Origin of the sequence: Serratia sp. PGPR-27, assembly GCF_022678525.1 — a bacterium.
GTDB classification, from domain to species: Bacteria; Pseudomonadota; Gammaproteobacteria; order Enterobacterales; family Enterobacteriaceae; genus Serratia; species Serratia nematodiphila.
On the sequence record NZ_JALBYS010000009.1, the window covers coordinates 107,385 to 128,654 of the forward strand.

18 protein-coding genes are annotated in these 21,270 nt (G+C 61.6%); 5 read left to right on the plus strand and 13 right to left on the minus strand.

Annotation, left to right across the window (positions count from 1 at the left end):
* Nucleotides 1-65: 65 nt before the first annotated feature.
* The 6 genes from MMS95_RS07490 to fdnG all read right to left on the minus strand — a co-directional run bounded on the left by MMS95_RS07490 (nucleotide 66) and on the right by fdnG (nucleotide 6,995).
* Nucleotides 66-671, minus strand: a complete 606-nt coding sequence (locus tag MMS95_RS07490) for a glutathione S-transferase (protein ID WP_156866344.1) — start codon at nucleotides 669-671, stop codon at nucleotides 66-68.
* Nucleotides 672-706: 35 nt separating this feature from the next.
* The gene (locus tag MMS95_RS07495; protein ID WP_004934023.1) at nucleotides 707-1,357 is read right to left on the minus strand and encodes a DcrB-related protein; all 651 of its coding nucleotides are present in this window, start codon (nucleotides 1,355-1,357) and stop codon (nucleotides 707-709) included.
* Nucleotides 1,358-1,471: 114 nt separating this feature from the next.
* The gene (gene fdhE / locus MMS95_RS07500; protein ID WP_156866343.1) at nucleotides 1,472-2,401 is read right to left on the minus strand and encodes a formate dehydrogenase accessory protein FdhE; all 930 of its coding nucleotides are present in this window, start codon (nucleotides 2,399-2,401) and stop codon (nucleotides 1,472-1,474) included.
* Nucleotides 2,401-3,036, minus strand: a complete 636-nt coding sequence (fdoI, locus tag MMS95_RS07505) for a formate dehydrogenase cytochrome b556 subunit (protein ID WP_156866342.1) — start codon at nucleotides 3,034-3,036, stop codon at nucleotides 2,401-2,403. Before fdoI ends, fdhE begins: the two co-directional genes overlap by 1 nt.
* Nucleotides 3,033-3,935, minus strand: a complete 903-nt coding sequence (fdxH, locus tag MMS95_RS07510) for a formate dehydrogenase subunit beta (RefSeq protein WP_004934014.1) — start codon at nucleotides 3,933-3,935, stop codon at nucleotides 3,033-3,035. The genes fdoI and fdxH overlap by 4 nt, the downstream gene beginning before the upstream one ends.
* 12 nt (nucleotides 3,936-3,947) lie before the next feature.
* Nucleotides 3,948-6,995 (minus strand): formate dehydrogenase-N subunit alpha, encoded by a 3,048-nt coding sequence (gene fdnG / locus MMS95_RS07515; protein WP_103086119.1) that lies wholly within the window; start codon nucleotides 6,993-6,995, stop codon nucleotides 3,948-3,950.
* A gap of 416 nt (nucleotides 6,996-7,411) precedes the next feature.
* Here fdnG and sodA point away from each other — a divergent pair, with 416 nt between their 5' ends.
* From sodA to MMS95_RS07535, 4 genes are all read left to right on the plus strand, one after another.
* Entirely contained in the window at nucleotides 7,412-8,032 is a 621-nt protein-coding gene (gene sodA, locus MMS95_RS07520) for a superoxide dismutase [Mn] (protein WP_004934003.1), read from the plus strand.
* A gap of 125 nt (nucleotides 8,033-8,157) precedes the next feature.
* Nucleotides 8,158-10,086, plus strand: coding sequence for a methyl-accepting chemotaxis protein (locus MMS95_RS07525; protein WP_242141541.1), 1,929 nt, complete (start codon nucleotides 8,158-8,160; stop codon nucleotides 10,084-10,086).
* Nucleotides 10,087-10,184: 98 nt separating this feature from the next.
* Nucleotides 10,185-10,856 carry a 6-hydroxyaminopurine reductase gene (yiiM, locus tag MMS95_RS07530; RefSeq protein ID WP_156866340.1) on the plus strand — a complete coding sequence of 224 codons (672 nt, stop codon included), beginning with the start codon at nucleotides 10,185-10,187 and terminating at the stop codon, nucleotides 10,854-10,856.
* 101 nt (nucleotides 10,857-10,957) lie between these two features.
* Nucleotides 10,958-11,737 (plus strand): class I SAM-dependent methyltransferase, encoded by a 780-nt coding sequence (locus tag MMS95_RS07535; protein WP_033631408.1) that lies wholly within the window; start codon nucleotides 10,958-10,960, stop codon nucleotides 11,735-11,737.
* Between the two features lie 10 nt (nucleotides 11,738-11,747).
* On the opposite strand, the gene MMS95_RS07540 is transcribed toward MMS95_RS07535, so the two are convergent.
* Nucleotides 11,748-12,110, minus strand: coding sequence for a YibL family ribosome-associated protein (locus MMS95_RS07540; RefSeq protein WP_004933989.1), 363 nt, complete (start codon nucleotides 12,108-12,110; stop codon nucleotides 11,748-11,750).
* A 73-nt stretch (nucleotides 12,111-12,183) separates the two neighbouring features.
* Nucleotides 12,184-13,650, minus strand: coding sequence for a PLP-dependent aminotransferase family protein (locus MMS95_RS07545; RefSeq protein WP_004933986.1), 1,467 nt, complete (start codon nucleotides 13,648-13,650; stop codon nucleotides 12,184-12,186).
* 142 nt (nucleotides 13,651-13,792) lie between these two features.
* On the opposite strand from MMS95_RS07545, the gene MMS95_RS07550 reads away from it, so the two are divergent.
* Nucleotides 13,793-14,401 carry a LysE family translocator gene (locus tag MMS95_RS07550; protein ID WP_033631407.1) on the plus strand — a complete coding sequence of 203 codons (609 nt, stop codon included), beginning with the start codon at nucleotides 13,793-13,795 and terminating at the stop codon, nucleotides 14,399-14,401.
* Here MMS95_RS07550 and MMS95_RS07555 read toward each other — a convergent pair.
* The 5 genes from MMS95_RS07555 to glyS all read right to left on the minus strand — a co-directional run.
* Nucleotides 14,398-14,949, minus strand: a complete 552-nt coding sequence (locus tag MMS95_RS07555; RefSeq protein ID WP_016929575.1) for an MltR family transcriptional regulator — start codon at nucleotides 14,947-14,949, stop codon at nucleotides 14,398-14,400. The two genes, MMS95_RS07550 and MMS95_RS07555, sit on opposite strands and share 4 nt — an antisense overlap.
* Nucleotides 14,950-15,043: 94 nt before the next feature.
* Nucleotides 15,044-16,189: a mannitol-1-phosphate 5-dehydrogenase gene (locus MMS95_RS07560; protein WP_021504154.1), complete on the minus strand. Its 1,146-nt coding sequence runs from the start codon at nucleotides 16,187-16,189 to the stop codon at nucleotides 15,044-15,046.
* A 58-nt stretch (nucleotides 16,190-16,247) separates the two neighbouring features.
* The gene (locus MMS95_RS07565) at nucleotides 16,248-18,161 is read right to left on the minus strand and encodes a PTS mannitol transporter subunit IICBA (RefSeq protein WP_048326771.1); all 1,914 of its coding nucleotides are present in this window, start codon (nucleotides 18,159-18,161) and stop codon (nucleotides 16,248-16,250) included.
* Nucleotides 18,162-18,702: 541 nt separating this feature from the next.
* On the minus strand, nucleotides 18,703-19,422 hold the full coding sequence (locus MMS95_RS07570; protein WP_015376162.1) for a DUF3053 domain-containing protein: 720 nt from the start codon (nucleotides 19,420-19,422) through the stop codon (nucleotides 18,703-18,705).
* A gap of 306 nt (nucleotides 19,423-19,728) precedes the next feature.
* The coding region (glyS, locus tag MMS95_RS07575; protein ID WP_242141542.1) for a glycine--tRNA ligase subunit beta at nucleotides 19,729-21,270 on the minus strand (1,542 nt) is incomplete at its 5' end.

Genomic DNA, 21,270 nt, shown 5'->3' on the forward strand with positions numbered 1-21,270 from the left:
GCTCGGTTTTCAGTTTAAACGTATCGGCATAGCAAAACCCCGCCGCGGCGGGGAGAAAGGAAAGCTTAGGGCGGCGCCGTGCGGGCGAAACTTTCGCGGGCGAACAGGCGTTCGGCCAGTTTGACCAGCGCCGGGCGCTCGACGCACCAGTTGGGCAGGATGCGGCGGAAATTGAGGTAGCCCAGCGCGCAGCCGGTGGCGATATCCGCCAGCGTCAGCCGCTCGGCATTGAGCCACGCTTTTTCCCGCGCCAGCGCCTCCAGCGCGTCCAGGCCCTGCGTCAGCTTGTCGCGCTGACGCAGCATCCAGCTTTCGTCCTGTTTTTCCGGCGCGCGCCGGCTTTCGCGGAACAGCGTCGCCGCCGCTTCGGTCACGCCGTCCGCCAGCGCCGCCACCTGACGAACGCGCAGCGCAGCGGCGCGCTCGACCGGCAAAAACGCCGGTTCCACCGCCAGCAGCTCAAGGTATTCGGCCACCACCGGCGAGTCGTAAAACACCTCGCCGTCATCGGCGATCAGCACCGGCACTTTGCCGAGCGGGTTCAACTCCTTCACCCGGCTGCCGGGCTCATACGGCGGATCGTTGACGAATTCGAACGCAATTCCCTTCTCCAGCAGCATCACGGAAATCTTGCGCACAAAGGGGCTGGTGTAACTGCCGATAAGCTTCATCCGATCTCCTCCGCTTCGTCCTGGCTGCGGCGTCCTTACTTCACCGCCAGGGTATCGATAATCCGCTGCACCAGCGCCTGATGCACTTCCGGCGTTTTGGCCGGCGACAGCATTTGCAACGTCACCACCCGCTTGTTGAACACCGTCAACACCAGGGTGGAGACCACCTTTTGCCCGTTGACGGTCTGTTCGGTATCCACCCGGCGAAACTTCTGTTTGCCGACGCTGAAGTTCTCTTCTTTGGTGGTCTGGATATTCTGATAGCGTTCGGCCAGCACCGTGATGGCGCTCTGCGTCAGCTCCTTCAGCATTTTGTCGCTGGTGTTAAGCTTCATGCCGTCCGGCGGGATCACTTCGGACGAGACCGCGCTCTGGCGCGACTTGCCGTCAAGGAAGCGCTGAATGGTGGAGGTGCTGTCGTTGATGATGCCGCTGTTCAGCGTTTGATCGCTAAAGCCCGGCGGCAGCTCGAAGGTGATCTTGCCCTTCTGCAGCGACACGTTCAGCCCCGGCGGCGCGGGCGGGGTTTCTACCGGCGCAGGCGGCGGCGGTGGCGCGGGCTGCGTCACGGTCGGCTTGGTGTCCGGCGGCGGCACCGCCGGTTTGGTGTCGTCTTTGTTGTCGCAGGCCGCCAGTCCAACCGCCAACACGGCGACCGCGGTCAGTTTTGCCAGGGTGTTTAACATCGTGGTTCCTTTCGCTTGGCGCGTTATGGCCTAAACGTAGCAACTCGCCCGGGCGATTGCCAGAAGCCCGTTCTGAAATTGCTCATCCGGCCCCGCGCGTACGGGGCCGGGCGGTTACTCCGCCGGGAACAGGAACGGATTGATGCTGCTGCGGCCGAAGCCTTCTTCTTCCATACGGGCATCCAGCACCAGCGAAGCCAGATCGTCGGCCACCGCTTCGACCTGCGGGTCTTTTTCCTGATAGAGGATCTTCAGGTAAGTGCCGCAGTCGCCGCAGCTCTCCGCCTTCACCGCCGCCTGCTCGCTGTCCAGCGACCAGTAGTTGAGATCGCGAGTCTGCTCGCAGTTGCTGCACTTCACCCGCACCACGTGCCATTCGCTTTCGCACAGGTTGCAGTGCAGGTAGCGCAGGCCGTTGACGGTGCCGATGTGCACCATGCTGGAGACCGGGATGCTGCCGCACACCGGGCAGAACTGGCGCTGCTCGCCGTATTCGGCGCGCGCCTTGCCGGGGATCAGGCTGGCCATCTGCGCCCAATAGAGCGACAGCGCGGCCCAGAGAAACGGCGCCTTCTCGCTGCCTACCTTGCCGAACTCGCGGTTGAGTAAGGCGTCGGCCATCAGCTCCAGCTCGTGCGCCGAGGCCTTCTCCAGGTTGTCCAGCACCGCCAGAATATGCTCCGGCGCCTGCGGGCGCAGCTCGGCGATCAGCGATGTCAACAGCTTGCGCCAGTGCTCGCTGCGCGGGAACACGCTCAGATCGAGCGGCGGTTTGCCGCTGGCGGCGCCCTGCACCAACGCTTCGCTAAGATCGAGCGCCAGCGGGTTATCGTGCAGCGCATGCTGCTGCGCCTGCGCCAGCTCGGCGGCAAAGTTCAGGTAGTCGCCCAGCGGGTTGTCGACAGCCAGCTGACGCAGACGTTCGGCGCGGCGGCTGTACAGGCTTTTCAGGTTGGCGAAAAGTAACGGCGGGATGTTCTCCGCCGTTGTGGACTTCTCACGCTGTGCCCCTAACTGCTCTTTAGGAACGATGCGGATACTCATCAGGGTTTATCTTCCTGTCGTTTCTCGCGGACCTCACGGTACCAGCGCGGATGATGTTTCTTGGCCCAGGCCGCCGGCACCCAGCCTTCCACCATCGCGGTAATGGTGCCTTTTACCCACAATGCGGCGTAAATGTGCACCATAATCACGATGATAAGGCCGACCGCGGCCAGCGAATGCACCAGCAGCGCGATGCGGATCAGCGGAATGGAGAACGACGGCGCAAAATACGGCCGCCAGATCACCACGCCGCTGGCCAGCAGCAGCAGCAGGCTGATAATCGCCGCCCAGAACACGCACTTCTGGCCGAAATTATAGCGCCCGGTATCACCCACTTCCTCGTTCATGGCGATTTTGTGGATGTTCTTGGCCCAGACGATATCTTCCCGGTTGATCAGGTTGTGCTTCCAGTATCGCAGGAACATCAGCAGGAACGCGGCGAACATGATCACCCCGACAAACGGGTGCAGAATGCGCGCCAGCTGCGGCGTCCCGAAGATGTTCATCAGCCAGTTGAAGGAGGGGAAAAAGAACCCCAGCCCGCTGATGGCGGCGAACACGAAGCAGAACGCCACGATCCAGTGGTTGATGCGCTCCGGCGCGCTGTAACGCTGAATGGGCTTTTCCTTTCTCATTTGCGCGTCTCCTCGTCGTGCGACTCGTCGTGCTCGTCCTCATCTTCGACGCGGTTAGGCCCGACGCCGACATAGTGGAACACGCTGGCCGCGAAGGTGGCGGCAAAGCCGATGGCCGCCAGGGGTTTCCACACGCCCTTCCAGAAGGTCACCGCCGGGCTGATGCTCGGGTTGTCCGGCAAACCGTGGTACAGCTGTGGTTTGTCGGCGTGGTGCAACACGTACATCACGTGCGTGCCGCCCACCCCCGCCGGATCGTACAGACCGGCGTTCTGGTAACCGCGGGTGTTCAGCTCGCTGACGCGATCCGCCGCCACCTGCTTCATCGCTTCCTTGGTGCCGAAGTGAATGGCGCCGGTCGGGCAGGTTTTCACGCAGGCCGGTTCCTGGCCGACGTCCACCCGGTCGACGCACAGGGTGCACTTGTACACCCGGTTGTCGTCCTTGTTCATGCGCGGCACGTCAAACGGGCAGCCGGCGATGCAGTAGCCGCAGCCGATGCAGTGCTCGGACTGGAAGTCGACGATGCCGTTGGCGTACTGAATGATCGCGCCTTCCGACGGGCAGGCCTTCAGGCAACCCGGATCGGCGCAGTGCATGCAGCCGTCCTTGCGGATCAGCCATTCCAGCTTGCCGTTTTCCTCCACCTCGGAGAAGCGCATCACCGTCCACGACTTGGCGGTCAGATCGGCGGGGTTATCGTACACCCCGACGTTGTGCCCCACTTCGTCGCGGATGTCGTTCCATTCGGAACAGGCCACCTGACAGGCCTTGCAGCCGATACAGGTGGTGACATCGATCAGTTTGGCCACTTCTTCCTGGTGGTCACGGGCGCGCGGCGCCGGCGTGAAACCATTGGTGGCGGATTTACGAATGATGTCTTGAGATTGCATGGCCATAATTCGTCTCCGTTACACCTTTTCCACGTTGACCAGGAACGCCTTGAACTCCGGCGTTTGCGTATTGGCGTCGCCGACGAACGGCGTCAGCGTGTTGGCGATAAAGCCTTTCTTCGCCACCCCTTCGTAACCCCAGTGAATAGGGATGCCGATGGTGTCGACTTCCTGGCCGTGCACCTGCAGCGTGCGAATACGCTTGGTCACCACCGCCTTGGCCTTGATGTAGCCACGGTTGGAGCTGACTTTCACGGTGTCGCCCTGCTTGATGCCTTTCTTCTCCGCCAGCTTTTCGCCGATTTCCACGAACTGTTCCGGCTGGGCGATGGCGTTCAGCCGCGCGTGCTTGGTCCAGTAGTGGAAGTGCTCGGTCAGACGATAGGTGGTGCCGACGTAAGGGAACTTGTCGGATTTGCCCATCGCCGCCAGATCGTCCTTGAACACGCGCGCCGCCGGGTTGGACACCACGTTCGGGTGCAGCGGGTTGGTGCCGAGCGGCGTTTCGAACGGCTCATAGTGTTCAGGGAACGGCCCTTCCGCCATCTTGTCGGTGGCGAACAGGCGGCCCATGCCTTCCGGCTGCATGATGAACGGCCCGACGTCGCTGCCCGGCGCGGCGGTGCTGTAGTCCGGGATATCGGCCCCGACCCACTTGGCGCCGTCCCACTCCAGCAGTTGGCGTTTCGGATCCCACGGTTTGCCCTGCGGATCCGCCGAGGCGCGGTTGTACAGAATGCGACGGTTGAGCGGCCATGCCCAGGCCCAGCCCAGCGTGTTGCCGAGGCCGGACGGATCGGCGTTGTCGCGCCGCGCCATCTGGTTGCCGGCCGGCGTCCAGCTGCCGGCGAAGATCCAGCAACCGCTGGCGGTGGTGCCGTCGTCGCGCAATTGCGCGAACGAGCTGAGCAGTTCGCCTTTTTTCACCAGCACTTTGCCGTCGGCATCCAGCAGATCCGCCAGCGCCTTGCCGTTGTTCTCCTGCGCCACCTCTTCCGGCGCCGGGTTGTCCGGCGTCAGGTAGTCCCAGGTCATGTTCAGCACCTGCTCAGGCACCGCGCCGCCGTCGCGCGCATACATCTCGCGCAGGCGGCTGAAGATGCCCGCCAGGATCTCGCCGTCGTTCAGCGCTTCGCCCGGGGCGTCCGCGCCTTTCCAGTGCCACTGCAGCCAGCGGCCGGAGTTGACGATCGAGCCGTTCTCTTCGGCGAAGCAGGTGGACGGCAGGCGGAACACTTCGGTCTGGATCTGCGACGGATCCACTTCGTTGAACTCGCCGTGGTTCTGCCAGAAGTTGGAGGTCTCGGTGTTCAACGGATCGATGGTCACCAGGAACTTCAGCTTGGACAGTGAAGCCACCACCTTGTTTTTGTTCGGGAACGACGCCACCGGGTTAAAGCCCTGGCAGAAGTAGCCGTTGACCTTGCCCTGCGCCATCATCTCGAAGTACTGCAGCACGTCGTAGCCTTTGTCCCACTTCGGCAACCAGTCAAAGCCCCAGCTGTTGTCCTTCTGCGCCTTGTCGCCGTAGAAGGTCTTCATCATGCTGACGAAGAATTTCGGGTAGTTGCCCCAGTAGTTCACCTGGCCCGGCAGCAGCGCCTTCGGCGTGTTGGCCTTCAGGTAGGTCTCGAGATCGGTCTGTTTCTCCGACGGCAGCGTCAGGTAGCCCGGCAGGCTCTGCGACAGCAGGCCGAGATCGGTCAGCCCCTGGATGTTGGAGTGGCCGCGCAGCGCGTTGACGCCGCCGCCCGCCATGCCCATGTTGCCGAGCAGCAGCTGGATCATCGCCATGGTGCGGATGTTCTGCGCGCCGACCGAGTGCTGAGTCCAGCCCAGGGCGTACAGGAACGACGCGGTTTTATCCGCCACGCAGGTTTCGGCGATGTATTCGCACACCTTGAGGAAATCGTCCTTCGGCGTGCCGCAGATGTTGCTCACCACGTCAGGCGTGTAGCGGCTCACGTGCTGCTTCAGCAGGTTCCACACGCAGCGCGGATCCTGCAGCGTGACGTCGCGCTTGGCGAAGCCGTTCTCGTCGAACTGGTAGTTCCAGGTGGTTTTGTCGTACTTGCGGTTTTCCGCATCGTAGCCGCTGAACAAGCCGTCTTCGAAGGCAAAGTCTTCCCGCACCAGCAGGCTGGCGTTGGTGTAGGCCTCGACGTATTCGCGGTTGAACTTGTTGTTGGTCATCAGATACAGCAACACGCCCGACAGGAAAGCGATGTCGGTCCCGGAGCGGATCGGCGTGTAGAAGTCCGCCACCGATGCGGTTCGGGTAAAGCGCGGATCGATCACGATCAGCTTGGCATTGTTGTGTATTTTGGCTTCCATCGCCCAGCGGAACCCCACCGGATGCGCTTCCGCCGCATTACCGCCCATGACGATAATCAAATTCGCGTTCTTGATATCAACCCAGTGGTTGGTCATCGCACCGCGACCAAATGTTGGAGCAAGACTTGCTACCGTTGGTCCGTGTCAGACACGCGCCTGGTTGTCTACGGCAAGCATGCCGAGAGCGCGACTAAATTTCTGCGACAGAAAACCGGTTTCGTTGCTGGCGGCCGAAGCGCACAGCATGCCGGTGGTCAGCCAGCGGTTGACGGTAACGCCCTGGTCGTTGGTTTTGATGAAGTTGGCGTCACGGTCTTCTTTCACCAGCTTGGCGATGCGGGTAAAGGCGTCGTCCCAGCTGATGCGCTGCCATTTGTCCGACCCTGGCGCCCGGTATTCCGGGTACTTGAGGCGGCTTTCGCTGTGGATGAAGTCAACCAGGCCGGCGCCTTTCGGGCAAAGCGCGCCGCGGTTTACCGGGTGATCCGGATCCCCTTCGATATGGAAAATGCTTTCTTTGGCGTTTTTGGCGCCATCACCAAGGCTGTACATCAACAGCCCACAGCCGACGGAACAATACGTACAGGTATTACGGGTCTCGCGGGCGCGCAGCAGTTTGTACTGCCGGGTTTCCGCCAACGCCACTTCGGGGGCAAAGCCCAGCGCGGCCACCGTCGTTCCTGCCATACCGCCAGCGCAGATCTTAAAGAACTGCCTTCTGCTGACCTGCATGGGGGTCTCCTTTACTCTCGATTGTCACATTGTTCAAATGCGCCTGCCCGCTAGCGCGGCAAACGCGAATGTCACTGTTGTTATGCTTGCTACGAACGCCGGCCATATTACCACAGCGTGCTTGTGGTTGTTACACACTCGTGCTCATTCAGTGAACGCATTGGCACATTTCGATACATTTCGGCGTTGGCGCTCCCTACAGTATAGAGAGTAACCAACGCGCCGGGGCGGCGGTTCGACGCGGCCCCCCAGCGCCCTCTTCTATCAGCATGTTAACGCAACAATTTGTTCATTAACCACACAGTTCACAGGGCATTGATAATCATTTTCAATATCATTTAATTAACTATAATGATCCGACTGCTTACGCGGTGCTCGCCCTTTGCGCCGCCCATACACCACTGGAGATGATGATTATGAGTTATTCACTGCCATCCCTGCCGTACGCTTACGACGCACTGGAACCGCATTTCGACAAGCAGACGATGGAAATCCATCACACCAAACACCACCAGACCTACGTCAACAACGCCAACACCGTGCTGGAAGCCTACCCTGAGCTGGCCAAATACAGCGTTGAAGAGCTGATCCAGGATCTGGATAAAGTGCCTGCCGACAAACGCACCTTCATGCGCAACAACGCCGGCGGCCACGCCAACCACAGCTTCTTCTGGAAAAACCTGAAAACCGGCACCACGCTGGGCGGCGATCTGAAAGCGGCCATCGAGCGCGATTTCGGCAGCGTTGAGAAATTCCAGGAAGAGTTCGAGAAAGCCGCAGCCACCCGCTTCGGTTCCGGTTGGGCCTGGCTGGTGCTGAAAGACGGCAAGCTGGCCGTAGTGTCTACCGCCAACCAGGACAGCCCGCTGATGGGCGAAGCCGTCGCCGGCGCTTCCGGTTTCCCAATCATCGGCCTGGACGTGTGGGAACACGCTTACTACCTGAAATATCAGAACAAACGTCCTGACTACATCAAGGCGTTCTGGAACGTGGTCAACTGGGACGAAGCCGCCGCGCGCTTCGCCGCGAAGAAGTAATTCGCCCCCGTTGATGAAGATGCCCGCCGCCGGCGGGTATTTTTTTGCCTGAAATCCGCTAAAGTTTGACCACTTCCTGCCGATGGTTTGTTCAATTGACGTTCGCCCGGAGAAGGAAAAACGCTATGGCGGCATTGCAAGCATTGGCAGGAAAGTTCACCCATCTCACCGTAGGTAAAAAGCTCGGCCTCGGCTTCGCGCTGTTGCTGCTGTTGGCGGTCGTCATCGCCGGCACCGGAGCGCAATATCTGCACATCATCGAATCCCGCGCCGATCGCATCGACTTCAGCAACCGGCTGAACGAGGAGATCAACCAGGCCAAATACAACCGCGCCATGTACGGCCAGACCTACCAGCCGGAGTATCTGCAGAACAACCGCGCCAATATTGAAAACGCCGTCAAACTGATAGATCAGGGACAGGCGCTGGACTGGGACGCTCAAAGTCGCAAGGATCTGCAGCGTCTGGTGACGCTGATCGGGGAATATCAGCAGCAGCAAAAGGTCTTTGAGCAGGCGGTCTCGGCGAAAGACGCCGTGCGCCAGAGCTGGAACATGTCGGAAGTGCAAGCCAGCCTGAGCCAGGTGGAGCGCCAGCTGACCAACGGCGATCTGCAGCTGGCCTTCATCCAACTGAACCAGAAGCTGACCCAGGTGCGCTACGGCGCGCGCGGCCTGCTGCTGAGCCTGAACAAGGAAACCGAAGCGCCGCTGATGGCGGCCATCGACGACGCGCGCGACGCGGCCAACGCCCTGAGCCGCCGGGTCAGCGACGCGCAGCGCCCGCAGTTGCAACCGCTGCTGGCCGCCCTGGACGATTACAAAAACCGCATCGCGGCCTACCTACCGGCTTATGAACACGAACAGCAAATCAGCCGGCAGCTCGGCGAACGCGCGCAAGCGATCGGCACGTTGGTAAACGCCTTTATGCAGGACGAGCTGGTGCAGACGCGCAACAACATCAACCTGGCGCAGCTGCAGATGGGCGTCACCACCCTGATCGCCATCATCGCCGGGGTGCTAATCGCCTGGCGCATCACGCTGCAGATCACCCGTCCGCTGCACAGCACGCTGGCGATGGCGGAACGCATCGCCAACGGCGACCTGCGTCAGGCGCAGACCAGCACCCGCCGCGACGAGCTGGGGCAGCTGCTGAACGCGGTGGCGGCCATGAGCCAAAACCTGCGCACCATGATTGAGAAGATCCAGATGGGGGTCAGCCAGGTCTCCACCGCCTCGGCGGAAATCGCCGCCGGCAACACCGATCTCTCTTCCCGCACCGAGCAGCAGGCGGCGGCGGTCGAGGAAACCGCCGCCAGCATGGAGCAGCTGACCGCCACGGTGAAGCAGAACGCCGACAACGCCCATCACGCCAATCAGCTGGCCACCGACGCCTCGCAGACCGCGCAGCAGGGCGGCAAGCTGGTGGAAAACGTGGTCAGCACCATGCGCGATATTTCCAGCAGTTCGCAGCGTATCGCCGAAATTACTACCCTAATCAACGGCATTGCCTTCCAGACCAACATCCTGGCGCTCAACGCCGCGGTGGAAGCGGCGCGCGCCGGCGAACAGGGCCGCGGCTTCTCGGTGGTCGCCAGCGAAGTGCGCAGCCTGGCGAGCCGCAGCGCCCAGGCGGCGAAGGAGATCGAAGGGCTGATCGCCGAATCGGTCAGCCGGGTGAAAACCGGCACCGAACTGGTGGAAAGCACCGGCAATACCATGGAGCAGATCGTCCGCTCGGTCACCCACGTGCGCGACATCATGGCCGAGATCGCCGCCGCCTCCGATGAACAGACGCGCGGCATCGCCCAGATTGGCCAGGCGATCGTCGAAATGGACCATACCACTCAGCAGAACGCCGCGCTGGTGGAAGAGTCCGCCGCCGCCGCCGATTCGCTGGAAGAGCAGGCCGACATGCTGTTGCAGAGCGTTTCGGTGTTCCGTTTGGCGGAGCAGACCGAACTCGCCGCCGTGAAAGCCGCCGCGCCGAAAACGCCGGCCGTCAAACCCGCGGCCGCCAACGCCGCAGCGGAAGAGAACTGGACCACCTTCTGACGCCCCGCCGCCCGCCTGATTATTTCGGGCGGGTTGTTATGTCCCCCCGGCACAACTCAGGCTATGCTGAGCCCTCGACGCGAGACACGGAGGCGCACATGCATCACCCAGACGTTTACATCGGCAGCATCCAACCCTATGAGGGCGAGCGCCCCAGCGCCATCGCCAAACGCCAGGTGGATGGTGCCATCCGGCTCACGCCGCTCGGCCTGGAAGGCGACGAACAGGCCGAAAAAAGCTATCACGGCGGGCCGGACCGCGCGCTGTGCCACTACCCGCGCGAGCATTACCTCCACTGGCGCGAGCAGTTTCCGGCGCAGGCCGAGCAATTTTGCGCCCCGGCCTTCGGCGAGAATCTCTCCACCGAAGGGCTGACCGAACACAATGTGTTTATGGGCGACATCTTCCGCTGGGGCGAGGCGCTGATCCAGGTCACCCAGCCGCGCTCGCCGTGCTTCAAGCTCAATTATCACTTCGCGATCGAGGACATTTCAGTGCTGATGCAGCAAAGCGGCCGCTGCGGCTGGCTGTATCGGGTGGTGTCGCCGGGCGCGGTCAGCGGCGACCGTCCGCTGGAGCTGGCGGCGCGCAGCAGCGACGTGACGGTCGCCGAAGCCATCGCCATCGCCTGGCATATGCCGTTCGACGCGGAACAGTACCGCCGCCTGCTGGCGGTGGCCGGCCTCTCCGCCAGCTGGAGCAAGACCATGCTCACGCGGCTCGCCGAAGGGCGCCTCGAGGACTTCAATCGCCGCCTGCTCGGCCGTTGAACGCGTGGGCGGAAAAATGAAAAACGTGCGCCGGATGCCGCGTTAACCCTTTTCTTCCGCCTATACTGTAGCCGCACGTTTTTTCAGCCAGGAGCCAGGTTATGACCACCCCGACCCATTCGATTCATCACGCCGCCGCCGAGGGCTATCAGGCCAATGCCGATCGCTATGTGAAAGGCCGGCCGGATTACCCGCCGGAAATCGCCGACTGGCTGCGTGACGTCATCGGCCTGCACGCCGGCATGACGGTCATCGATCTCGGCGCCGGCACCGGCAAATTCACCCCGCGCCTGCTGGAAACCGGCGCGCAAGTGATCGCCGTCGAACCGGTGCCGCAAATGCTGGAAAAACTGTCGGCGGCGCTGCCGCAGGTGAAAACGCTGGCGGGCACCGCCGAGGCGATCCCGCTGCCGGACGAGTCGGTGGATGCCGTGGTGTGCGCCCAGTCCTTCCATTGGTTCGCCACGCCGCAGGCGCTGGCGGAAATCCAGCGCATTCTCAAGCCCGGCGGCAAACTCGGCCTGGTGTGGAACATGCGCGATGCGCGCGTCGGTTGGGTGCGTAAACTGAATCAGATCGTCGATAGCCACGAAGGCGATGCGCCGCGTTTCTATACCGGCGAATGGCGCAAGTTCTTCCCGTTCAAAGGCTTTGAACCGCTGCAGGAGCAGGTCTTTATGCTCGGCCACCGGGGCGCGGTGGAGGACGTGATCTACAACCGGGTGCGCTCAACCAGCTTTATCGCCGCGCTGCCGCCGCAGCAACAGGAGCAGGTTATCGATCGGTTGCGCCAGCTGGTGGCGGAAGAAGAGGAGTTGCGGGGTCAGGACACGGTCACCGTGCCCTATCAGACCAAGGCGTATTTCACCACCAAGGTCTGACGCCCGGGGTTCAGAACGCTTTCTTGGCGTAGCCGGTGACCGCTTTCAGGCCCATCTCGCGGCCCAGCGCGGTCATCGGGTGCACCACGATCAGCCCGCGCGCGCTTTTCTTCAGCGCGCCCATATCGGCCTGTTCTTTCTTGGTGATTTCACGACTGAACGGCAGCTTGCTCAGCTTCTGCGCTTCGGCGCTCAGCTTCTCGCCGCGCACGTTTTTCAGGCGCTCGATCTCCGTCGCCAGTTTCTCTTTCTCTTTGGTGTGCTGCGCGATCAACTCAGGGTTGCCCTGTTGGATCACGGTGGCGTCTTTGTGGTTCAAGGCGTCCAGCAGGTCGCTCAGGCGCTTGATCTCTGCCTTTTCTTTCTCTTTCATGGTCTCTGGCCCGTTGTGCCCAAAATGGCACGCTAATCAATGATACCGGCATTGTAGCAAAAGGCGCGCGCCGTTACCCGTCCTGCGCAATGCCGGGCGGCAAGCCGCTCATCTCGCAGGCTTTGGCGCCCAGCCGGGCCAGCGCCTGGGTGTAGCGCGCGTTGAACGGGTAGCAGCAGGAGAGACGCAGCGCGTTGCGGTAACGCCCGCTGGGCGAATACAGGGTGCCCGGCGTCAAACAGATCTGCTCCTCCAGCAGCTGATGGAACAGCGCCACGCTGTCCACGCCAGGGGGGAACTCGACCCAAAATACGAAGCCGCCCGCCGGCTGCGTGGCCAGCGTGCCGCGCGGGAAATGCCGGGCGATCAGCGCCCGCGCCTCGTCGACCTGCGCCGCATAGCGCTTGCGCAGGTTGCGCAAATGGTGATCGTAGCCGCCGCTCTCCAGGAAGGTCGCCAGCGTTTCCGACAATAGCTGCGACTCGGACATCGACGACACCGCCTTCAGCTTGCGCAACGCCTCGTGGAAGCGGCCGCCGCAGATCCAGCCGACGCGAAAATCCGGCGCCAGCGTTTTGGTAAAGCTGGAGCAAAACAGCACCCAGCCGTCGCGATCGAACGCCTTCACCGCCGGCGACAGCGCGCCGCCGAACTGGATCTCGGCATACAGCCCGTCTTCAATCAATGGCACCTGATGATCGTTCATCAGCCGCGCCAGCCGCTTTTTCGCCGCCAGCGGCATGGTGCAGCCCAGCGGGTTTTGTACCGTCGGCATGGCGATCACCGCATTCAGCCGCTTCTCGTTCAACAGCAGCTCCAGCGCGTCCAACGACAGCCCCAGCTGCGGATCGGTAGGGATTTCCAACGCTTTCAGCCCCAGGCTGGCCAGCAGCGGCAGCAGATAAAAGTAGGTCGGCGACTCCAGCCCGACGCAGTCCCCCGGTTGGGTGGTGACGCGCAGCGCCAGCTGCAGCGCCTCCATGCAGCCATGGGTCAGCACCACGTCGCCCGGCTCCAGCAGCATGCCCAGCGTCATCGAACGGCGGGCGATCTGCTGGCGCAGCCGCAGGCTGCCGGGCGGCAACGGATACTGCCCGATCAGATCCGGCTGGCGGCGCAGCTGAGAGGACAGCATGCGCCCCAACTTGCCGCCGGGATAAAAGTCGCTGGTCTGCGGGCAAGCCAACGCAATATTGGTGAAGGCCGGGTTTTGCTGGGCGGCAAACACGGTGTCGATCAGCGCCAGCACGTCGTCCGCCGGCGGTTCGATGCGCCCGCTGGGCGCCGAGGCCATCTTCAGCGCCGGCAGCGTGCTGCGGACATAAAACCCCGACTGCGGTCGCGCCTCGATCAGTCCGCGATCCTCCAGCGTGCGGTAAGCCGACACCACGGTATTGATGCTGACGCGATGGGTTTGCGCACAGCGCCGCACCGAAGGCAAGCGGTCGCCGGGCCGCAGCGTGCCGCGGCGAATGGCCTCAGCCAGCGTATCCGCCAGCTGCAGGTAACGGGTATCCGGGGTTTCATCGAGCAGGGTCACAGTTTCTCTCCAGGCAATGGGTACAGTTTACATTTTGCACAACTGTAACCATGACAATAGCCAATTTGTGGTTCTGTCACCATCCCATTGCAGCGATTATGCTGATCCTCTCGTTATCACCGTCATTTTCAAGGAACCTGCCATGCTGGACTCCGCCTTTGTCAGCTACGTCACCGTCATGTCGATTACCCCCGGCCCCAACAATCTGCTGCTGGCCTCGTCGGGCGTCAACTTCGGCCTGCGCCGCACCCTGCCGATGCTGTTCGGCATCGGCGCCGGCTGCGCGGTGCAGCTGGCGATCATTATCCCGCTGCTGGCGCTGGCGCTGAGCTGGGCCGGCGTCATTCGCTTCCCGCTGGCGGTGATCGGCTGCGCCTACCTGCTGTGGCTGTCATGGAAATTGTTCAAGGCAGCCTCGCCGGACGCCAAAGAGCAGGCGAGGCCAATGAGTTTCCTCAACGGCGCGCTGTTTCAGGCGGTCAACCCCAAGGCCTGGCTGATGGTGATCAACGTGGCGATCCTGTTCACCCCGCGCGAAGGCGCCACCTTCGTCCATACGTTGAGCGTCATCGCAGGTTTCGTCGTGCTGAATTTACCCTGTGTGCTGCTGTGGGCGGTGCTGGGCGACCGGTTGCGCAACGCGCTCCAGGTCGCCTGGAAGCTGCGGGTGTTCAACGGCGCGATGTCCGGGCTGATGGCCGCCACCGCGCTGTGGTTGCTGTTCGACGAATGGCGCGCGGCCTTCGCTTAGCCGCGGCCGAGAGGAGAGAGTCGGGAAGGTTGTTTGGCACCGATGCCGGCGATCAGGTCGGTAATGGACAGCACCATGGTGGAGCGCACCATCTGCTGATAGCGCTGACGCTGCATGGCGATCAGCGCTTCATCCGCCTCGCCCGGCTGCAGGAAGGTCGGCACCGGCGGCAACGCGGCCACGCAGTGCAGCTCGCCGAACGGCCCGAGGATTTCGTCGTCGACGAAGCGGTATTCCGAACCGTCGTGGTTCAGCTCTTCGCGCATCGCCATCAGCAGCTCGGCGTCTTCATATTCGTGGCGGGAAATCACCCCCAGCCCGTACATCAGCTTCAGGCGCACCGACAGCTCCCCCAGCGGGCCGCTGCCGGACAATAGCGGTTCGACGGCATATTTCACCGCATAGTCGTCCTTGCGGAATACCTGCACCACCAGCACGTTGAGCGCTTCCGCCAGCAGCTCTACCGCCGCGATCAGGAAGCTGCGCACCGTTTTGCCCGCGTTCAGCTTTTCCAGAACCTGGTTTTCAAATGCCTGTGCTTCTTCCATCGTCGCTTTTCGAAAGGCGTGGGGAGGGCCGTCGATGCCGAACTCGGGTTCCAGGAGCGCAGCAAGCTGCGCTCGGGTGTTCATCATCACGATTCTACTTGTGCATGGCGTTATACACAGCAACGGCCTCTTCTACAACCTCGCTTTCCGCCGGCAGGCCGGAAATTTGCGCCAGCGCGGCTTTCGGCCCGAGCGTGTTCAGCAATTCCGCCAACTCCAGCGCCTGCGGATCCTGTTCGCTGCGGTAACTCATGGCGGCGGCGATGCCCTGGATCAGGTTGGCATGCGGCAGGCCGTATTCCAGCGTGCCCAGCAGCGGTTTGATCAGGCGATCGCCGGCGCTCAGCTTGCGCAGCGGCTGGCGCCCTACGCGCTCGACGTCATCGTGCAGATACGGGTTTTCGAAGCGGCCGAGAATTTTGTTGATGTAGGCGGCGTGCTTGTCGGCGTCGAAGCCGTAACGCTTGATCAGCACCGCGCCGCTCTCTTCCATCGCCCCTTTCACCACGCGGCGGATCGCCGGGTCGAGAATGGCGTCGCGAATGGTTTGCAGCCCGGCCCGTTGGCCGAGGTAGGCGGTGATCGCGTGGCCGGTGTTGAGGGTGAACAGCTTGCGCTCGACGAAGGCCATCAGGTTATCGGTCAGCTCCATGCCGGCGATCGCCGGAGGCTGGCCTTTAAACTGCGTCTGATCGACGATCCATTCGCTGAAGGTTTCCACCGTCACTTCCAGCGGATCGCTGCTGTCCGCCGGTGGCACGATGCGATCGACCGCCGAATCGACGAAGCCGACGTGCTGCTCAACCCATGCCTGCTCGTCCTGCGGCAGCGCGGCGAACACGTGCTGCTTCAGCTGGCTGGTGCCGCGTACCATGTTCTCGCAGGCGATGATGTTCAGCGGCTGCACATTGCCCTGCTGATGGCGCAACACCAGCCCTTTGGCGATCGTGCCGGCGATTTTGGCGAGAATTTGCGGGCCCACGGCGGTGGTCACCAGATCCGCCTCGGCGATCAGCGCTACCGCGGCTTCGCTGCCGCTGTTGACGGCGCTAACGTTGTTGACGCTCTCTACGCGCTCTTGCTCGCCCACCACGTGCACCTGGTAGCTTTTACGGCTGTTCAGCAGATCCAGCACCGTTTGATTGACGTCGGCGAAGGTCAGCTCAACCCCGGCGTCCGCCAGCAGCTTGCCGATAAAACCGCGGCCGATGTTCCCTGCGCCAAAATGTAATGCTTTCATAACGCTACCTTCTTAATGTCGAAGGGTGCAGCACGCTGCACCCTTTAAAATGATTCTGTTATCCGGCTTTTTTGCCGCCGAGCAGGTCCAGCACTTCCTGGACACTGGTGGTATTCGCCAGCCGCTCGATCACGCTCTCGTCATCCAGCGCGTTGGTCAGGCTGGTGATCACCTGGATATGCTCGTTGTTGCGCGCGGCGATGCCGATCACCAGACGGGCCACTTCATCCTCTTCATCGCCGAAGCGCACGCCCTGCGGGTATTGGCAGAACACCACGCCGGTACGCAGCACCCGGTCTTTGGCCTCGATGGTGCCGTGCGGCACGGCGATCGACTCGCCCAGGTAGGTGGACGTGAGCTTTTCTCGCTCCAGCATCGCCGGCACGTATTCCGGCTCAACGTAGCCGCCCTTCACCAGCTGCTCACCGGCGAAGCGGATCGCCTGCTCTTTGTCGCTGGCCTGCAGGTTGAGGAACACGTTGCTCTCGCTTAGCTTGAACAGCCCCGGTTCGCCGGCCTCTGCAGCCGCGTGCGCGCCGCTCTGCGGGGCCGCTGCGGCAGCGGTGTTCACCGCCAGCAAACGCTCGACCAGATCGCCATACAGCTTGCTGTCGAGGAAGTTGGTCAGCGAAATATGCTGGGCCTGCGGCGCATGGCGCATCGCGCGCTCGGTCAGATCGCGGTGCGTGATCACCAGGTCCACATCGTCCGGCAAGCTGTTGATGGCGCTGTTGGTCACCGAGATATTCTTCAGCCCGGCGTCCGCCACTTTCTTGCGCAGCACCCCGGCGCCCATGGCGCTGGAGCCCATGCCCGCATCGCAGGCGACGATGATTTTGCGCACGGTGCTCAGATCGCCATCGACCGCCGCCGGCGCGGCCGCGCCGCCCTTGGACTGCGATTTCATCTCTTGCACGCGGCGGGTCGCGGCTTCCAGATCGTCATCCTCTTTCACCTTGGAGGTTTTCAACAGGAAAGCGGACACCACGAAGGAGACGGCAAAGGCTGCTAACACCGCCGCAATGTTGGCGAAGTAGGCGCCTTTCGGGGTCATTGCCAGCACCGCCAAAATCGACCCCGGGGAAGCCGGAGACACCAGGCCGCCGTTCAGCATCGTCAAAGTGAAGACGCCGGTCATGCCGCCCAGGATCACCGCCAGCAGCAGACGCGGGTTCATCAGCACGTACGGGAAGTAGATTTCGTGGATGCCGCCCAGGAAGTGAATGATCGCCGCACCGCCGGCGGATTGCTTGGCGCTGCCGCGGCCGAAGAACATGTAGGCCATCAGCACGCCCATGCCCGGGCCTGGGTTGGCTTCGATCAGGAAGAACACCGACTTGCCGGCTTCCGTCGCCTGCTGGATGCCCAGCGGCGAGAAGATGCCGTGGTTGATGGCGTTGTTCAGGAACAGGATTTTCGCCGGTTCAACGAAGATGGACGCCAATGGCAGCAGGTTGTTCGTCACCATCACGTGCACGCCCGCCGCCAGCAGCTTGGAAAGCACCTCCACCAGCGGCCCGATGCCCAGGAAGGCCAGGATCGCCAACAGCATGCCGATGATGCCGGCGGAGAAGTTGTTCACCAGCATTTCAAAGCCGCTTTTGATCTTGCCGTCCACCCAGCGGTCGAAGTGCTTGATGGCCCAGCCGCCCAGCGGACCGGCGATCATCGCGCCGAGGAACATCGGCATATCGGCGCCGACGATGACGCCCATGGTGGTGATGGCGCCGACCACACCGCCGCGATCGCCGCCCACCAGCCGCCCGCCGGTATAACCGATCAGCAGCGGCAGCAGGTAAGTGATCATCGGGCCGACCAGCTTGGCTAAGGTCTCATTCGGCAGCCAGCCGGTTGGAATGAATAGCGCGGTGATAATCCCCCAGGCGATAAAGGCGCCGATGTTGGGCATCACCATGTTGCTCAGGAAGCGGCCAAAGTTTTGCACTTTAACCTTGATGTCTGGTGAAAACATAAAACACACCCCTATTGTTACGCGCTGACAATAGAGCGCGTGATTATTGTTGTGACGATCCAGCCGTGTTGCCGCTGTATGCGAAACGGACTCTATCACGCTGTTTTTGTCACGCGAACTTCACGAATTTTTTGTGATACAAGTCACACACAACACCCCGACACCCCCTCACTTATGGTGATAAAGATCACATTTATAGCGTGTAAAAAAAGCACAGTGAGAAAAAAACCGCCCAAAAACCGACAATAAAGTGATTCGGGTCACATTTTTAACTTGGTAGTTTGTTTTTAAATTGTGACAAATATCACAATTTATTTTTAGCTGCAGCGCCCGAACGCGACGCTCTGTTTGATCTTCCCTGTGAGCACTCATCCCGCCGGGAACTAGCGAAGTGATGAATGAAAGAAAACTACATTGCTGAATGAATGGATTAATTGAAGTGTAGTACAGAAGCCTGCGTAATAAACCAGCAAGCTATTGGAAACGCTGAGGGGAAATAAAACAGGCCGGCAATGCCGGCCTGTAGATCGTCGTAGGCGCGTTATTGCGTCACGCTTTGAATGGCTTTCTGCGCATTCACCAGGTTCTGCTGTTTGGCCACCAGATTCGACATCATGGTGTTGTACTGCGCCACCTGCTGCGCGGTGCGGAACTGCACGCCGTTGTTGTTGAAGCTGACCTGATTGCCCTGGCTCTGCAGGAAATCGCCAACCTGCACCAGATCCTGCACAAAGCTGGCGGTGGTCGGGATCGCCGGCATCAGGGCGTTGGCCGGCGCGGTGACGATTTTGTCATAGGCCTGGTTATACACCGCCTTCAGATCGTCGGGCTGTTTCAGCGCCGTGCGGGCGGTATCCGCCTGCGACTTGGCGGACTGGATCTGCTGGCCCAGCAGGTTCAACGCCCCGACCGATTGCTGCAGCGCATCGCGTTTGTTCAGATAGTCCTGTGCGGTGCGGATCTGGTTAATCTGATCCAGCGCTGGCGTCAGGCTGGCGCCGACCGACTTGGACAGCTGCTGTGAAAAGCCGACCAAAATCGCGTAATCGCCGGCATAGTTGCCGAACTTCTGCTTCTGGTCTTCGCTCAGCGTGGGGATGTTCGCCCCGCTGCGCATCACGGTATTCTGTAAGTAATCGATAAATGCTTTGCGCTGTTCCGGCTCTTTATCGCCGCAGGCGGTCAATTGCATGACCACCAACAATGCCAATACCGGTGCCAACCAACGCGCGAAACCTCTGCTCTGGATCCCTACCGCCATGTGACATAACTCCTGTTATAAACCTGCTTTTTCATTGGACTCCGCCCCTTTTTCCGCACTCCGTGCGCCTATAAGAATAGATCAACTGGCGGCGTTCCGATACGCGATTCCGTTTGCGGTGAACATTGTCTCGGCCGGAGGCGGTTGAACATCGTGCGCAAAACGCACTGAGGTTCATTGCCGTCGGCGACCGGACGCTTCAATTTCCCCAAGTCGCCCCCCAAGTCGCCAGGCGACCTTGCCTTCGCACCCAGGAAACGGAAATAAAAAAGCGCCCGCAGGCGCCTTTTCACAGCACAGAGCCGTTTACTGCAGTACGGAGATATCCGCCACCTGCAGGAACAGTTCACGCAGTTTGCTCAGCAGCGTCAGACGATTCACGCGCACTTCCGCATCGTCCGCCATTACCATCACGTTGTCGAAGAACGCATCCACCGGCTCACGCAGCGCAGCCAGTTCCACCAGCGCTTCCTGGTAGTTGCCCGCCGCGAAGTACGGCTGCAGCTTGTCGCGCAGCACCACCAGGTGGGTCGCCAACTGGATCTCCGCCGCGTCCTTCAGCACCGAGGCGCGTACGCTGTCGTTCAGCGTTTCGGTAGATTTGGCCAGGATATTGGAGACGCGTTTGTTGGCCGCAGCCAACGCCGCCGCTTCGTCCAGCGTGCGGAAGTGGGATACCGCCTTGACGCGTGCGTCAAAGTCGGCCGGCTTGGTCGGACGGCGCGCCAGCACCGCCTGAATGGTATCGACCGCGTGGCCTTCTTCCTGATACCAGGCGCGGAAGCGGCCCAGCATGAATTCCACCACCTCATCGACCACTTTGGCGTTGGTCAGCTTGCTGCCGTACAGGCGCACGGCCTCTTCGGTCAGGGTCTGCAGATCCAGCGGCAGGTTTTTCTCGACGATGATGCGCAGCACGCCCAGCGCGGCGCGGCGCAGCGCGAACGGGTCTTTATCGCCTTTCGGATGCTGCCCGATGCCAAAAATGCCGGCCAGGGTGTCCATCTTGTCGGCGATCGCCAGGGAACAGGCCACCAGCGACTGCGGCAGCGCATCGCCGGCGTAGCGCGGCTGATACTGTTCGTTCAGCGCAACGGCGACGTCTTCCGCCTCACCGTCGTGGCGCGCGTAGTGCATGCCCATCACGCCCTGGGTGTCGGTGAATTCGAACACCATATTGGTCATCAGGTCGCACTTCGACAGCAGGCCCGCGCGGGTGGCGTGGTTGACGTCGGCGCCGATCTGGCCGGCAACCCAGCCCGCCAGCGCCTGAATGCGATCGGTTTTGTCGCGCAGGGTGCCCAGCTGCTGTTGGAACAGCACGGTTTCCAGGCGCGGCAGGTTGTCTTCCAGACGTTTCTTGCGATCGGTGTTGAAGAAGAACTCGGCATCGGCCAGGCGCGGACGCACCACTTTCTCGTTACCGGAAATGATCTGCTGCGGGTCTTTCGACTCGATATTGGCCACAAAGATAAAGTTCGGCAGCAGTTTGCCCGCGGCGTCATACACCGGGAAATACTTCTGGTCGCCCTTCATGGTGTACACCAGCGCTTCCGCCGGCACCGCCAGGAATTTCTCTTCGAATTTGGCGGTCATCACCACCGGCCATTCCACCAGCGAGGCCACTTCTTCCAGCAGGCTGTCGCTCAGATCGGCTTTGCCGCCAATCTTCTGCGCCGCCAGTTCGGCGTCGCGTTTGATGAGGGCTTTACGCGCTTCGTAGTCGGCGACCACTTTGCCGCGCTCCAGCAGGATCTGCGGGTATTGGTCGGCGTTATCGAGGGTGAACTCGGCTTCGCCCATGAAGCGGTGGCCACGCACGGTGCGCGCAGATTCGATGCCCAGCAC